General features: G+C 61.0%; 12 protein-coding genes and 3 pseudogenes. 10 read left to right on the top strand and 5 right to left on the bottom strand.

Features of this window, described 5'->3' with window-relative positions; translation table 11 throughout:
* Positions 1 to 2 precede the first annotated feature (2 nt).
* Positions 3 to 416 carry a hypothetical protein gene (locus tag NWE53_RS11845; protein WP_265054486.1) on the bottom strand — a complete coding sequence of 138 codons (414 nt, stop codon included), beginning with the start codon at positions 414 to 416 and terminating at the stop codon, positions 3 to 5.
* Between the two features lie 198 nt (positions 417 to 614).
* Here NWE53_RS11845 and NWE53_RS11850 point away from each other — a divergent pair, with 198 nt between their 5' ends.
* The 4 genes and pseudogenes from NWE53_RS11850 to NWE53_RS11860 all read left to right on the top strand — a co-directional run bounded on the left by NWE53_RS11850 (position 615) and on the right by NWE53_RS11860 (position 4,465).
* The gene (locus NWE53_RS11850; RefSeq protein ID WP_265054487.1) at positions 615 to 2,270 is read left to right on the top strand and encodes an ArnT family glycosyltransferase; all 1,656 of its coding nucleotides are present in this window, start codon (positions 615 to 617) and stop codon (positions 2,268 to 2,270) included.
* Positions 2,271 to 2,444: 174 nt separating this feature from the next.
* A pseudogene (locus tag NWE53_RS30000) lies at positions 2,445 to 2,563 on the top strand (IS630 family transposase); the annotation flags it as partial.
* A 49-nt stretch (positions 2,564 to 2,612) separates the two neighbouring features.
* Positions 2,613 to 3,725, top strand: coding sequence for an IS5 family transposase (locus NWE53_RS11855; RefSeq protein WP_265054889.1), 1,113 nt, complete (start codon positions 2,613 to 2,615; stop codon positions 3,723 to 3,725).
* A gap of 296 nt (positions 3,726 to 4,021) precedes the next feature.
* The gene (locus tag NWE53_RS11860; RefSeq protein WP_265054488.1) at positions 4,022 to 4,465 is read left to right on the top strand and encodes a hypothetical protein; all 444 of its coding nucleotides are present in this window, start codon (positions 4,022 to 4,024) and stop codon (positions 4,463 to 4,465) included.
* A 34-nt stretch (positions 4,466 to 4,499) separates the two neighbouring features.
* Here NWE53_RS11860 and NWE53_RS30005 read toward each other — a convergent pair.
* From NWE53_RS30005 to NWE53_RS11870, 3 genes and pseudogenes are all read right to left on the bottom strand, one after another.
* Positions 4,500 to 4,865: pseudogene (locus tag NWE53_RS30005) on the bottom strand (hypothetical protein); the annotation flags it as partial.
* A 992-nt stretch (positions 4,866 to 5,857) separates the two neighbouring features.
* Entirely contained in the window at positions 5,858 to 7,507 is a 1,650-nt protein-coding gene (pgm, locus tag NWE53_RS11865; RefSeq protein WP_265054489.1) for a phosphoglucomutase (alpha-D-glucose-1,6-bisphosphate-dependent), read from the bottom strand.
* Between the two features lie 138 nt (positions 7,508 to 7,645).
* Positions 7,646 to 8,353 (bottom strand): thermonuclease family protein, encoded by a 708-nt coding sequence (locus tag NWE53_RS11870; RefSeq protein WP_265054490.1) that lies wholly within the window; start codon positions 8,351 to 8,353, stop codon positions 7,646 to 7,648.
* Positions 8,354 to 8,569: 216 nt separating this feature from the next.
* Between NWE53_RS11870 and NWE53_RS11875 the strand changes: the two genes are divergently transcribed.
* From NWE53_RS11875 to NWE53_RS11895, 5 genes and pseudogenes are all read left to right on the top strand, one after another.
* Positions 8,570 to 9,916, top strand: a complete 1,347-nt coding sequence (locus NWE53_RS11875) for a UDP-glucose dehydrogenase family protein (protein WP_265054491.1) — start codon at positions 8,570 to 8,572, stop codon at positions 9,914 to 9,916.
* 75 nt (positions 9,917 to 9,991) lie between these two features.
* Positions 9,992 to 10,138, top strand: coding sequence for a hypothetical protein (locus tag NWE53_RS11880; protein ID WP_265054492.1), 147 nt, complete (start codon positions 9,992 to 9,994; stop codon positions 10,136 to 10,138).
* A pseudogene (locus NWE53_RS11885) lies at positions 10,122 to 11,156 on the top strand (endo-1,4-beta-xylanase). The gene NWE53_RS11880 and the pseudogene NWE53_RS11885 overlap by 17 nt, the downstream one beginning before the upstream one ends.
* Positions 11,153 to 12,166, top strand: a complete 1,014-nt coding sequence (locus NWE53_RS11890) for a glycosyltransferase family 2 protein (protein ID WP_265054493.1) — start codon at positions 11,153 to 11,155, stop codon at positions 12,164 to 12,166. The pseudogene NWE53_RS11885 and the gene NWE53_RS11890 overlap by 4 nt, the downstream one beginning before the upstream one ends.
* Positions 12,167 to 12,178: 12 nt before the next feature.
* On the top strand, positions 12,179 to 12,520 hold the full coding sequence (locus tag NWE53_RS11895; protein WP_265054494.1) for a DMT family transporter: 342 nt from the start codon (positions 12,179 to 12,181) through the stop codon (positions 12,518 to 12,520).
* 94 nt (positions 12,521 to 12,614) lie between these two features.
* Here NWE53_RS11895 and NWE53_RS11900 read toward each other — a convergent pair whose 3' ends face one another.
* On the bottom strand, positions 12,615 to 14,033 hold the full coding sequence (locus tag NWE53_RS11900; RefSeq protein ID WP_265054495.1) for a mannose-1-phosphate guanylyltransferase/mannose-6-phosphate isomerase: 1,419 nt from the start codon (positions 14,031 to 14,033) through the stop codon (positions 12,615 to 12,617).
* Here NWE53_RS11900 and NWE53_RS11905 point away from each other — a divergent pair.
* On the top strand, positions 13,948 to 14,190 hold the full coding sequence (locus tag NWE53_RS11905; protein ID WP_265055065.1) for a hypothetical protein: 243 nt from the start codon (positions 13,948 to 13,950) through the stop codon (positions 14,188 to 14,190). The two genes, NWE53_RS11900 and NWE53_RS11905, sit on opposite strands and share 86 nt — an antisense overlap.
* Positions 14,191 to 14,306: the final 116 nt, after the last annotated feature.

The following is a 14,306-nucleotide window of genomic DNA, read 5'->3' on the forward strand; positions in this document are numbered from 1 at the left end:
CCTCAGGTCGGAGGAGAAAAGGGTCTCAGGTCAGTGAGCTTGAGCAGGCCCTCGCGCACCCGCTCGCCCTCATAGGCGGCTGCATCCGTCACCAGCCAGCGACGGATCCGGCCATGCTCGCGGTCGATCGCGATATGGTTTTGATAACCGAAGGCGGGAATGGCGATGTCAACCGGCGGCATTGTGCCGTCCGCCTGCCGCCTGGCCTTGGTGAACTTGAGGGTCCAACGCGCGTCACGATCCCTCTGCCTGAGCCTGGCCCGACGTTCCTTCCAGGCCTGGGAATACGCCCGGCCTTGATCTCGTCCTTTTACGCTGCCTGGGTGCCGCAACAGTCTGAAATCGACAATCTGTCCGGCCATGGCGATGCGGACGCAGAACGCGAATCGCGTCGTAAGCCATGGCTGGGCCGTCAAGGGGTGGCTCCCAAAAGCTACACCGCCATAAGGGACGCAATCCTTTGTGATTTGGTATGAGTTTATTTTTTGCGACCTCGCTACCTTTCAGATACCAATCGATGACGAGAATGCGGATTTCTGAATGAACGCCTCGGCTGGTGCCTGGCCAGGTCGCTAGGGTGCTTGTCTGTTTCGGGTCAATGTTAGGGAATTCATATGCAGAACGCTAGAATTGTTGGCGCGATGCCTAACTACGCTAAGTATTCAATAAGGGTAGAGCATGTAATTCTTGTGCTCTTGCTTATCCTTGCGATGTTTTTTCGCAATTGGGGGATCGGCGCCGATCTTCCCTACCTCTATGACATTGACGAGCCAGTATTCGTAGATCCTGCCCTCAGGATGGTATGGTCGGGAGACCTAAACCCTCACTGGTTCGGACATCCTGGGTCCACGGTCATCTATATTAATGCATTGATCTATCAAACTATAAGATTAGCAGGGCAGACTATCGGCGCTTTTTCGGATTTGAGTGGATTTAAGTCATTTTATTTAGCTGACCCAACATTGTTCTATCTGATTCCAAGGATATTTTTTGCTTTGGTTGGAACTTTTAGTGTGTTGCTCGTATACCTGATCGCGAGAACACTGTACGGAGTGGCGCCCGCACTGGTGGCGTCATTAGCATTAGCTTTGTCACCTCTACATATCGAGTTTTCTCAAAAGATCAGATCTGATGTACTTGCTAGCGGGCTCATACTGCTCGTGGCATATTTTTCTCTGCGAATTTATCGCACTCGATCACTTAATGCCTACGTCTGGGCAGGCGCGTTCGCTGGCATATCGGTCGCCACCAAATATCCATCGATCTTGGCCGTAATTATGATCGCCCTTGCGCATTTTCTCGGAGGCGGAAATCAATTCAGGAACTTTTCGAAACTCGTAGTGGCTGGAATTTGTACTGTTGTTGCTGTTTTTCTAAGTTCTCCTTATTTGTTTTTGGATTATCAGACTACGCTCGGCAATATCGCCGGGGAGGCCCGTTCTAGTCATCTCGGGGCAAACGGCGGAGGGTTCTTAGGTAACGTATGGTGGTACATTCAAACCGCCCTGATCCGATCCGTCGGCTGGCCAGCACTATGCCTATCTGCACTAGCGGTTGTTGTTGCCGTCAGGAATCGTAATAGAAAGACTATTATACTTATTTCTTTCGCATTTATATATTTGTGTTTTATTGCTGCACTCTCGATAAGATGGGAGCGCTGGGCCGTCCCGTTGCTACCTTTTTTTGCGATTCTAACGGCAGGCGGATTAAACGCAGTTTCGGTCTTTGCATGCGCCCGTTGGCCGGTTCTCTCCGAAAAGGCCCTAGTCTACCTAACAGGAGTTTTAATTCTACTCCCAATAGCGGCCATCGCCGTTCAAGGGGCCCGCTACCGTACGTTGCCCGATAGTCGCACGGCAGCTCGTGACTGGATTGTTGCCAATATTCCTAAAGATAGCCGCATTCTTGTCGAAAGCCATGGGCCTCAGCTTCCGCGCGGCCAATACCAACTTTTCGATGTTGCCTGGAACGGAAACTTCGCGGCAAGAGACCTCGCTATTCACCCTGCTGCCAATGCCAACACTGCTAATATCACACCAATTAGTAACGTAAGCACCGTCGACCTGAAGGCTCTGTCAGAGCTGAAAATTGAGTATGTGGTGCTATCAGTGATCTATGATATTTACCAGCAAGAAGCAGCAAGATACCCAGAAAATATCGAAAACTATCAGCGTTTTCTTCGTATCGCGCATCCTGTTGCTGGATATTCAAGAGACGGTCAACTTCAGGGACCGAATATTAGAATATTTCGCTTGTCCGCTACGCGGTAGCACGCGACCGAAATCAAATAGCTTTGGGGCAGAACAAAGAAGGCCGCCTTGGGCAGTTCGAACAACCTCGCAGACTTGGCGTTCTCAGGTTCGTAGTTCTTAAGAGTGAATTCCGAACTGATTGAATCATCTGGGATTCGCACAGACTGCCCGCCGGATCGGAGACCAGCTTGTATGTCGAAGGTTCTGTCTGTCGATCTTCGGGTTTGGGTTCTGGCTGCGGTCGCGCAAGGTTTGACGCACCGGGAGGCTGGTGCATCGGTGTGAGCGCGGCGAGCACCAGCCGGCGGCGCAAGCTGGACACCCGCAAGAACCTACCGGTTTCGCTGATTTCGTGATTCAATCTCTCATCGGCACACGAGGCGGGGGAGACGATGGGAACAGCGGTCGTTTTTCGGGTTGTCGGAGCATCTGGAGCGATTGAGTGCGATCGGCGATCCGCTGGAGACGCTCGAAGCGACGATCGATTTTGAGTATTTCCGGGGCTGGCTGGTCGAGGGCCTTGGCTATGGGGACGGGGCCAAGGGCGGACGTCCAGCTTTCGACCCGGTCTCGATGTTCAAGGCGCTGATCCTTCAGGCGCAGCACAATCTCAGCGACGCGAAGATGGAGTTCATGATCCGGGACCGTCTGTCCTGGATGCGCTTCCTGCGCTTTGATCTTGGCGGTCCGACACCCGACGAGAACACGATCCGGCACTTCCGCAACAGGCTGACCGAGAGCGGCACGCTGCGGCGGGTGATGAAGGCCTTCGACTGGCAATTGCAGAAGAAGGGCTACATCCCGATGTCGGGCCAGATCGTCGATGCCTCCCTCGTGCCGGCACCCAAGCAGCGGAACACGGACGCGGAGAAGGAGGCGATCAAGGCGGGCAAGACGGCCCGGGAGATCTGGCCCGATGAACCCAGCAAGGCGGCGCAGAAGGACGTCGATGCGCGCTGGACGCTCAAGATCGGCGGCAAGATCCGGTATCGGCCCGACGGCACGCCCTTGGCGCAGATCGCCTTGCCCGTCTTCGGCTACAAAACCCATATCGCGATCGACCGGCGCTTCGGCTTCATTCGGGAGAGCGCGGTGACCTCGGCAGCCCATGCGGATGGGCGGATGCTGCCGCGCCTGGTGACGACGCAGAACACCTCCTCCGAGGTCTGGGCCGACAGCGCCTACCGATCACAGACGAACGAGAAAAGTCTGGCGGCGAAGATGCTGGTCAGCCGCATCCATCGCCGCAAACCGCCTGGACGGCGGATGCCGCAGCATGTCGCGCGCGCCAATGCCGGCAAGTCGGCAATCCGGGCTGCGGTCGAACATGTCTTCGCCCATCAGAAGAACAGGTTCGGCCTGTTCATCCGCACCATTGGCCTGGCTCGCGCCGAGGCAAAACTGACCCTGGCCAACATCGCCTACAACTTCGACCGGCTGATCTTCCATGAACGCGTCAGGGCCATGGGATGAGTCTGCCCGAAATCCAGGATCGGCGCTGAAATTAGCCCTAAATGCCGCTCTCTCAGGCAGCCTGACGCCGATCATCATGCCGCCAAGGCGCCAAGGCGCCAAGGCGCCGAGCATGCCGAAAATCAAACGGTTCTTGCGGGTGTCCAGCTGCGATCCGGAACGGACTTCGACCCGCTGAGGAGATCTCTGAGAGGGGCCTGGCTTACGATCTAGTTGCCAAGATTGCTCGGGAGCATGGAGTGGGAGTAGATGCGGTAGAGGTTGCCCTAGCAGCGCTCAGACGCGGCAAGGGCTCAATGGCCCAATTTTCTCATCCCGAGTTTGGGGGGATGGCCCAATGGACTGCCGGCGGGATGAGCATGGTCGGTGACATGTTCAATGCCGGGACAAAGGCAAAGCTAGATGGAGTTCTCCACGATCTGGCTGATGCGCTCCGGCGCGGCGAAGTTGAGATGGATGAGGCGAGGGCCGCCACAAGCGGGTTGGCGCAAGTGAGCGAATTGGGCTGGCCTGCTGAGTTTGGCCGCCCGGCGACGGCGGGCAGCCAAAACGACATGCGGTACGCGTTCTTCCCGACAGCCCGCCGCCTGGTCATCGAGGACGGAACCAAACGGACAGTTTATGACACGGGGGAGCACATAATCTCCGGAGTCTCCCAACAGCAGAGTTCCGATCGGACGCTGACGTTCCAAAGCCAGCTCGGCGTGGTAGATATCGGAGACCTCCCAATTCTGCGTTAGCGCGAGCGGATGCTCGTGCAAGGCCGAAGCTGAACGTCTTGCTCTGGAAAAGCCTATAATCCAGCCCATCATCAGGCGCGCCAAACGAAGGCGTCTCGCCAGGACGGCGAAAGCTCAACGACGGCGAGCCAGAGAAGCTGAATTTGTTGGAACCGGGATATTCGGGGCCGAGTTTTGCCGTCCCACCGACCGATACGATCCACCCGGACGCCGGCTGCTCAGCGTAGATGCGAACGGCCGGGTCGGCAGCCAGAGCGGCAAAAGCTGTCGCCACAAGCATAACGGGCGCGATTAGTGGAACTTTCAAATACGACAAATCGCCCGCTCCTCGCTGGTGCGCTGCACCATTGGCACATTCTGTTTGACCTACCAAAGAGACACTTGCTCGGGCGCCCAGCATGCCGCGGTTCAATCTGTTCGCGGATGCGAGCGCGGCAGTCGTGGGTGTCGTTGCCCATGGCCTGATCCCTGTCGAGCGGCTTTCGCTCAACTCGGCGGCGGAGAAATTTCAGGTGCGACAATTTGGCCGCGACGTTCGCGTGCGAGCGCTGAAATGCGTAGGCAGTCGACAGAAAAGTTGGCCTTTATGTTGGCCTACGAGGAAATATAGAAATTAAATACCATTTAATATCAGATATTTCTGAGACGATTCCGAGTCCCTCTCCCGCTACCATCTTCCTTCACTACCATTTTCCCTGAGAGCGTAGGCCTTCAAGCGAAGGCCGTTCTTCGACGCCGATTCGGCCGTTCCCGCTCGCGGGCACCCACCCGGCTGCCTGGCCCAAATCCGCCTCTTCCCGCTCTGGCGCAAACGATCATGCGGGATGAGATCTCGCGCCGAATTCCGCCCGGGCTCTGGCGCCGATGCCATTGCGAATCTGATCTTGGAGAGGGCCAGCTAACATCCGATCAATGTCATGTGATTGTTCATGTCACACATCGGAATCTTGGGAGGTACACCAGAGAAGTCGCCATTCGGCCAGACCACACACTGGTCCAAAATCGCTTGGACACTTTTCGGAATAAACCGGAGCCTGAGTGTGTTGATCGAATTGAGCTTTGAGTTATGGTTTAGAACCAAAAAAATATGGGAGGAAATAATGATAACTGCGATAGCCACCGCGTGGTTATTTTGCGTTGCAATATTTCTTGAGCTCGCCGACCGGGCGCCTGCCATCGACTGTTGAGGAGGCGTCGCCTGCTCCGCTTAGAGTGTATCGCTGGCGGCAGCCCGACAAATTGGAGTGACCATGGCGCGCAAGAGCGTGCCACGGCCTGATATATTCCGCCGGATTGGTCAGCTTCGCTGAAATCCGAAGTATGATCCGCGGCGGCCGCCGACGCTCCGGGCGACGACAAGACCGCACGCTTCCATCGCCGGATCGGCGGCCATCAGGCCGCAGCGAAAGCCGCGTCGACGATCTGCCGCGCCTCGTCCTGGATGCGGGCGAGATGGCCTTCGTCGCGGAAGCTCTCCGCGTAGATCTTGTAGACCTCCTCGGTGCCGGAGGGTCGAGCCGCGAACCAGCCGTCTGCGCTCGTGACCTTGAGCCCGCCGATCGCCGCGCCGTTGCCGGGCGCCTCGCTCAGGATCGCCGTGATCGGCTGGCCGGCGAGTTCCTTCGTCGCGATCTGCTTGGCCGAGAGGGTTTTCAGCACCGCCTTCTGGCTCGCCGTCGCCGGCGCGTCGACCCGCGCGTAGCATGGCTTGCCGAGCTCGCCGGTCAGCTTGTCATAGAGCACGCCCGGATCATCGCCGGTCTTCGCGGTGATCTCGGCGGCGAGCAGGCCGAGGATCAGCCCGTCCTTGTCGGTCGTCCAGACCGAGCCGTCCTTGCGCAGGAAGGAGGCCCCCGCGCTCTCCTCGCCCGCAAAGCCGAAATCGCCCGAGATCAGCCCGTCGACGAACCATTTGAAGCCAACCGGTACCTCGACCAGCCTGCGCCCCAGCTTCGCCGCGACCCGGTCGATGATCGCGCTCGACACCACCGTCTTGCCGATGGCGGCATCCGCCCGCCAATCGGGGCGGTTGGCGAAGAGATAGGCGCTGGCGGCAGCAAGGTAGTGATTCGGGTTCATCAGCCCGCTGCTGCGCGTGACGATGCCGTGCCGGTCGGCATCGGTGTCGTTGGCGAAGGCGACGTCGAACCGGTCGCGCATGCCGATCAAGCCGGCCATCGCATAGGGCGAGGAGCAGTCCATCCGGATCTTGCCGTCCCAATCGGCGGTCATGAACCCGAATGTCGGATCGACCTCCGTGTTGACGATGGTTGCCTTCAGCCCATAGCGGTCGATGATCGGCTGGTAGTAGTCCAGCCCCGCCCCGCCGAGCGGGTCGATGCCGATCGAGACGCCGGCCTTGGCAATCGCCTCCATGTCGACGACATCCGCGAGATCCGCGACATAGCCGCTGATATAGTCGTGCCGCCGGACATGCGCGCTCTTCAGCGCCTTGTCGTAGGGAATGCGGCTGATACCGGCGAGCTTGGCGGCGAGAAAGGCGTTGGCCTTCTTCTCGATCCAGCCGGTGGCGTCGGTGTCGGCCGGGCCGCCATGGGGCGGATTGTACTTCAACCCGCCATCGGCTGGGGGGTTGTGAGAAGGCGAGATGACGACGCCGTCCGCCTTCGCCGAGGTCCGGCCCCGATTATAGGTCAGAATCGCGTGCGAGATGACCGGCGTCGGCGTGAAGCCGAGCTTCTGGTCGATCATCGTGGTCACGCCGTTCGCCGCGAAGACCTCCAGCACCGTCTCGAACGCATTGCGCGAGAGCGCGTGGGTGTCGATGCCCAGGAAGAGCGGCCCGTCGATGCCCTGCTCACGGCGATAAAGGCAGATCGCCTGGGCGATGGCGAGAATATGCGCCTCGTTGAAGGATTTGGAAAAGGCCGAGCCGCGATGGCCCGAAGTGCCAAAGGCGACCTGCTGCGAGCGCTGCGACGGATCCGGCTGGTCGAAATAGGCTTTGGTCAGAGCCCCGACGTCGACGAGCATGGCGGGTTCCAGCCGCTTTCCGGCGAGCGGGCTCACTGAATCAGTCATGAAAGGTCTCGGGTTGGAAGCCTGCGGAAAAGGCCGCCGTTATAGACGGCGGCGGCCGAAGAGTCGCGGCCGAAAAAGGCCTGAGCGCGGCAGGCGGGCGCAACCGAAGGCGGCCCTTCGCTCGAAATTCGCGTCGCTTCACGGCGCACGCAGCGTCCATCCACCCCGCCAGAGGCCGGCGCGCTTGGCTTGGGCTTCTCTGAGCTCGTCCGCGAAGCTTGCTTCGCCATCCGGCAATGGCCGCGCCCAGCCCTGCAGAACCAGCAAATGCGCGATGTCGCCTCCCGGCGCGCCGGCACTCGCCTCGATACGGCAATCGGCGGCGATGGTTCCGTCCGCGAGGGCGCGGCGGGGTTGGCAGAACAAGCTGCGCCCGGCGACCAGATTGTGCAGCGCGGCACGAGCCTGCAATCCGCAGGACCAGCGCGTCTCCCCGTCCAGGCAGACATCGCCAGCACGAGGACCGTCGACGCGCGCGAAGCGGATGACCTCCTCCTTGAATTTGAAGCTTGTGCCGTCGACCGAACGCAAGGGCGCGGCAACCTCGATGACAGGCAGGTCGCTCAGGTCGTCTGGGTGCTTGCGCCGTATGACCTCGACGGCCGCAGCTTCCATGCGGGCCGCGAGCTTTTCCTGTAAGGGCGGCGATCCCAAGGATTCCGGCATCCCCGTCGCCACGGCGGCGCCCGCTTGCGGATCGGCGAGCCTGCTCGGTTCTCTCGTCAGAATCAGCATCAGAGCTGCGCACGCAACGACGATTCCGACGGTCAGAAATAAAGAAGGCAGCGCGACGCCCGTTTGCCTGAAACGCTTGCGCAAGCGGAACACGAACACAGGTGTCTTCACATCGAATTCCCGTTTCGCACCATTCCAGCCTATGGCGTCATGCTATCGCCAAGCATCTCCGGCAATGTCGTGCGCAAGTGCGAAGAAACGTCAACCGGCGCGACATGCCCGGGCGCAAATTTGCGCCCGCTCGCGCGAAAGACGGTTCATGCTCGCACTTGCGTCAAAGGCAGGCTATTATTCGCAGTCGCAAGATGTTTCCTTCTGGAGTTGACGATGAAGATCGTGATGGTCGGATCAGGTTATGTCGGACTGGTGTCCGGAGCCTGTTTCGCTGATTTCGGCCACGAGGTGGTCTGCGTCGACAAGCAGGAAAGCAAGATCGCGGCGTTGAAGAGCGGTGATATCCCGATCTTCGAACCCGGCCTCGCCGATCTCGTTCGCAGCAATGCCGCCGCCGGACGATTGTCCTTCACGACCGACCTTGCCGGCCCGGTCGGCAGCGCCGATGCGGTTTTCATCGCGGTCGGCACCCCCTCTCGCCGCGGCGATGGCTTCGCCGACCTGTCCTATGTCTACGCGGCCTCCCGCGAGATCGCGCAGGCGCTCGGCAGTTATACGGTGATCGTCACCAAATCGACCGTGCCCGTCGGCACCGGCGACGAGGTCGAGCGAATCGTGCGCGAGCTCCGGCCGGATGCCGAGTTCGCGGTGGTGTCCAATCCGGAGTTCCTGCGCGAAGGTGCGGCGATCGAGGATTTCAAGCGGCCCGACCGCATCGTCATCGGCACCGAGGACGAGCGCGCCCGCACCGTGATGGCCGATATCTACCGGCCGCTCTACCTCAACAGCGCGCCGATATTGAACACCAGCCGCCGCACCGCGGAGCTGACGAAATACGCCGCCAACGCCTTCCTGGCGACCAAGGTCACCTTCATCAACGAGATGGCGGATCTCTGCGAACAGGTCGGTGCCAACGTCCAGGACGTGGCGCGCGGCATGGGTCTCGACAACCGGATCGGCTCCAAGTTCCTCCATGCCGGCCCGGGCTATGGCGGTTCCTGCTTCCCGAAGGATACGCTGGCTCTGATCAAGACCGCTCAGGATTACGGCACGCCCTCGCGCATCGTCGAGGCTGTGGCGGCCGTGAACGACCAGCGCAAGCGCGCCATGGGCCGCAAGGTCGTCACCGCCTGCGGCGGCTCGGTGCGGGGCAAGACGGTCGCGGTCCTCGGCCTCACCTTCAAGCCGAATACCGACGACATGCGCGACTCGCCCGCCATCTCCATCATCACGGCGCTGCAGGACGGCGGAGCGACGATCCGCGCCTTCGATCCGGAAGGCATGGAGCCGGCCAAGGCTGTCCTGCCGGGCGGCGTCACCTATTGCGGCAACGCCTACGAATGTGTCGAAGGCGCCGACGCGACGGTCATCGTCACCGAATGGAATATTTTCCGTGCGCTCGATCTCGATCGGGTCAGGACGCTGATGAAGACCCCCGTGCTGGTCGATCTGCGAAACATCTATCGCGGCGAACAAGTCCGCGAAAAGGGTTTCGTCTATGCCGACATCGGGCGCGGCGTGCTGGAAGCCACCTCCATCGACAATGAAGACGCGGCCTGAGGCCTGTATCCGGGGGGCGAGGTCATGGTCTCATTTCCTCTCCCCGGCTCGGGGAGATCCACTACGGCTGGGCCATTGCTGACGCGGCGTGCTGCCTGCGCCGGCTTGCTGGCGGCCGCCAGCCCCCTCAAGGCCGCCGCGGCGGAGGGCGACAGCCTCGCACAGATAGCCGCGCGCAAGGGCATCCGCTTCGGCTCGATGGTGAATGCCAAGCATCGATGACGCCGCGCTGAAGGCCTTGATCGCGCGCGAATGCGTGATCGTCGTGCCCGAGAACGAGATGAAGTGGCGCTTCGTGCAGCCTACCAAGGGGCATCTCAATTTCGGCCCGGCGAATGCGATCGTCGATTTCGCCGCCGGCAACGGCATGGCGCTGCGTGGCCATACGGCCGCCTGGCACAATGCCGTTCCCAAATGGGCAGCCGAGGAAATGACTGCCTCCGGCCGCTTCGCACCGGCGCTCGCCTATCTCGAAGCGGCGATGACACGCTATCGCGGCCGAATCCTGGAATGGGATGTCGTCAACGAGGCCATCGACCCCCGCAGCGGACGGGCCGACGGCTTGCGCGATTCGGTCCTCCTGCGCACCGGCGGGCCGGGCTTCATCGCCGATTGCTTCAGGGCAGCGCAGGCGGCCGACGGCACCGCGCAGCTTTTCTACAACGATTTCGGCATCGAGTATCACTGGCCCGATATCCTCGCGCGCCGCACGAGCCTGCTCAAGCTGCTCGAAGGCTTGAAGAAGGAAGGCGCCCCGATCCATGGCCTGGGCATTCAGGCGCATCTCAAGGTCGGAAACCGCTTCGTCGAATCGAGCTGACGCTCCTTCCTGAAGGAGGTCGCGGGGCTGGGGCTGCGCCTCTCGATCACCGAGCTCGACGTCGACGATACCCGTCTCCCGGGCGATCCCAGCAAGCGCGATTCCGCCGTATCCGATCATCTCCGGCAGTTTCTCGACGTCACGCTCGACGAGCCGGCAGTCAGGACGCTCCTCACCTGGGGCATGTCCGACCGCTATTTCTGGCTGAGCAGCTTCTTCCCCCGCTCGGACGGCCTGCCGTCCCGCGGCCTGCCCTACGACGCCGAGATCGTACGAGGTCGATGCGCGCAACGCTGGAACAAGCGTTGCTCTCGACGAGAACAAGATCGTGGGAACGTACCAGTGCGGAACATGTCTGTCCCGGTTTTACTACGCCCGTCCCGGAGCATCTCTCGAACTCAGGTTGTCGTCGAGCCATGAACAGTTTGCTGCACTCATTCTCGGCTGCCCACACCGTCCTTCCGCCGTCGCCCCGCAGCGATTATCTGTCAGTCGTCATTCCCTGTTTCAACGAGGAGGAGGGTCTCGGCGAAGCCCTCAAGCGGGTCGACGCCGCCTGCATCGCCGCTGCCGTTCCGGCCTATGAGATCATCCTGATCGACGATGGATCGCAGGATCGCACCTGGGAAATCATCTCGGCAGCCGGCCGAGAGAATCCCCACATCGTCGGCGTCAGGCTCGCCCGCAATTTCGGGCACCAGCTCGCGCTCTCCGCCGGTCTGACCATCGTCACGGGCGACCGTATCTTCGTGCTCGATGCCGATCTTCAGGACCCGCCGGAACTGCTGACCGACATGATGCGGCTGATGGATGAAGGGGCCGATGTCGTTTACGGGCAGCGCCAAGAGCGCGAGGGAGAAACCGCGACCAAGAAGCTCACGGCCAAGCTTTTCTACCGCTTCCTCGCGAAACTCACGGACATCGATATCCCCGTCGATACCGGCGATTTCAGGCTGATGAGCCGCCGCGTCGTCGAGCTGCTGAACAGCATGCCGGAGTCTAACCGCTTCATCCGCGGCATGGTGAGCTGGGTCGGCTTCAAGCAGGTTGGCCTGCCCTATCGGCGGCGCGAGCGCTTCGCCGGGACGACCAAATACCCGCTCAAGAAGATGCTGCGTCTGGCCGTGGATGCCATTACCGGCTTTTCCATCAAGCCCCTGCGCGTCGCCTCCTATTGCGGTGCAGCATTCGGCCTGGCCGGCTTCATTCTGATGATCTACGTGGCCCTGAGCTGGTTCGACAACAGCACGATTCGAGGCTGGACGAGCTTGATCAGCATCGTGCTGCTGCTTGGAAGCGCCCAGATCATCGTGCTCGGCGTGATCGGCGAGTACATCGGGCGCCTGTTCATCCAAGGCAAGGGCCGGCCGAACTTCATCATCAGCGACGTGACTGGCGGTGGCGACAGCGTCCGCGCCCTACCGCGCTAGGCAAGGTATTCGATGTCCCCGCTCGTCCTGACCCTGCTCATCGCCTCGGTCTGCTGCGCTGCTTGCGGCCAATTGCTTTTCAAGGCCGGCGCCAGCGGCGCCTCCACACCGATCGATTTCGTCAACCTGAATGTCATCGTCGGCTTGTTCTGCTACGGCATAAGCACGCTGATCTGGATCTGGGCCTTGTCGAAGGCCAACCTGGTCACGGTCTTCCCCTTCACAGTAATGACCTTCGTCCTCGTCTATGTCGGGGCCGCCGTCATTTACAGGGAGCCGGTCACGACACTCGGCCTGGCCGGAGCAGGCCTGGCAATGCTCGGCTTGTTCATGATCGTCCGCAGTTCAGCCTGATCCCAGGCGACCCGTTTCCGAAGGGGCATGCCGAGGAGGAATGCGTCCGCGCGACCGACGCATTCCTCTGCGTCATGACGCCGCGGAGGACGGCTCAACCGCGTGCATAGATGTCCTCGATCCGGACGATGTCGTCCTCACCGGTGTAGCTGCCGACCTGCACCTCGATGAGATCCAGATCGATGCGACCGGGATTGGCGAGCCTGTGGACGCATCCGATCGGCAGATAGATCGATTCGTTCTCGTGAACGATGCGCACCTGGCTGTCGACCGTCACCTCGGCACTGCCGCGCACGACCACCCAGTGCTCCGAACGGTGAAAATGCTTCTGGAGGCTGAGCTTGCCGCCGGGCTTCACCCGGATGCGCTTCACCTGGAAGCGATCGCCGATATCGATGCGCTGATACCATCCCCAGGGGCGGTAGCCCCGCAGATGCTCGCTCGCCTCGCGGATGCCGTCCTTTTTCATCTGCTCGACCAGCGTCTTGACCTTGCCCGCCTGCGCCTTGTCGGCGACCAGCACCGCATCGCGCGTGGCGATCACCACCATATCCTTCAGCCCGATCGTGGTGAGCAGCATGTCGTCGCTGCGCAGCAGCGATCCTTCGGTTTCCATCGCCACGACCGGCCCTTGCGCGATGTTGCCCCGCTCGTCCTTGACCATCACATCGTGCAGGGCATCCCAACTGCCAATGTCGGACCAGTCGAACCGGGCGGCCAGAACACCGGCATTCGCCGTCTTTTCCATGACCGCGTAGTCGATCGAGATCTTGCGGACGGTGCCGAAGGCGGCCGCATCCAAGCGCAGGAAATCAAGGTCGCGCTGCGCCGCATCGACGGCGGCCCGCGCGCCCTCGATCACCTCCGGCGCGAAACGGGCGAGCTCTTCGAGCATCAGCGCCGCAGGGAAGACGAAGTTGCCGCTGTTCCAGAGCAGCCCGGCTTCCACATATTCGCGCGCCTTCGCGGCATCGGGCTTCTCGACGAAGCGCTTGAGCCGCCATGCATTGGAAGCCGGCAACGGATCGGCCGGCTCGATATAGCCATAGGCGGTGGACGGCGACGTCGGCACGATACCCAACGTCATGATCAGCCCCGTCGCGGACAATTGTCCCGCCACGGCGCAATCGGCCCGGAAGCCCTCGGCATCGACGACGACGTGATCGGCCGCGAGCACGAGCGCCAATGCGTCGGGATCGCGGCGCTGCGCGAGCAGTGCACCCACGGCGACAGCAGCGGCCGAATCCCGCCTCTCGGGCTCCAGCACGATCTCGCCTTGAACGCCGACGGCTTGCATCTGCTCCGCCGCCACGAAGCGAAACTCATGATTGGTCACGACGATCGGTGCCGAGAATCCCTCGAAGCGGACGCGCAGCAATGTGGCCTGAAAGGTGGAGAGGCCGTCATCGAGAAGCGAGATGAACTGCTTGGGCATCGTGTCGCGCGAAAGGGGCCAGAGCCGCGTGCCCGATCCTCCAGCGATGATGATGGGGCAGATCTGCGATGACGGCATTTCACGCTTCTCCAGCGGCACGGGGAATGTCGACAAAGCATTAGGCTCGCAGATTGCCCAGCACAAACCATGCCGTACTGCCGGCACAGGATTTGCTCATGGTTATTACGATCAGCTGGCGGTCCGGCCGGAGGAGGAAGCCGGTCAAAAGGCGTAGTGACGACGCTTGTGGCTTCTTCACTCATGCACAAGGTGACGCACGTTTACCCAGTGTCAGAATTCCTCGCGGCGACAGGCCCCATTTGAGGAGACGGCCAGCATGGTGGCAAGCAT

The organism is Bosea sp. NBC_00550, from assembly GCF_026020075.1.
In the GTDB taxonomy this organism is placed as follows: domain Bacteria; phylum Pseudomonadota; class Alphaproteobacteria; order Rhizobiales; family Beijerinckiaceae; genus Allobosea.

Coding starts and splice junctions, on each gene's coding strand:
- NWE53_RS11850 (WP_265054487.1), top strand. CDS start 615: ATGCAGAACGCTAGAATTGTTGGCGCGATGCCTAACTACGCTAAGTAT.
- NWE53_RS11860 (WP_265054488.1), top strand. CDS start 4,022: ATGGCCCAATTTTCTCATCCCGAGTTTGGGGGGATGGCCCAATGGACT.
- pgm (WP_265054489.1), bottom strand. CDS start 7,507: ATGACTGATTCAGTGAGCCCGCTCGCCGGAAAGCGGCTGGAACCCGCC.
- NWE53_RS11875 (WP_265054491.1), top strand. CDS start 8,570: ATGAAGATCGTGATGGTCGGATCAGGTTATGTCGGACTGGTGTCCGGA.
- NWE53_RS11890 (WP_265054493.1), top strand. CDS start 11,153: ATGAACAGTTTGCTGCACTCATTCTCGGCTGCCCACACCGTCCTTCCG.
- NWE53_RS11895 (WP_265054494.1), top strand. CDS start 12,179: ATGTCCCCGCTCGTCCTGACCCTGCTCATCGCCTCGGTCTGCTGCGCT.
- NWE53_RS11900 (WP_265054495.1), bottom strand. CDS start 14,033: ATGCCGTCATCGCAGATCTGCCCCATCATCATCGCTGGAGGATCGGGC.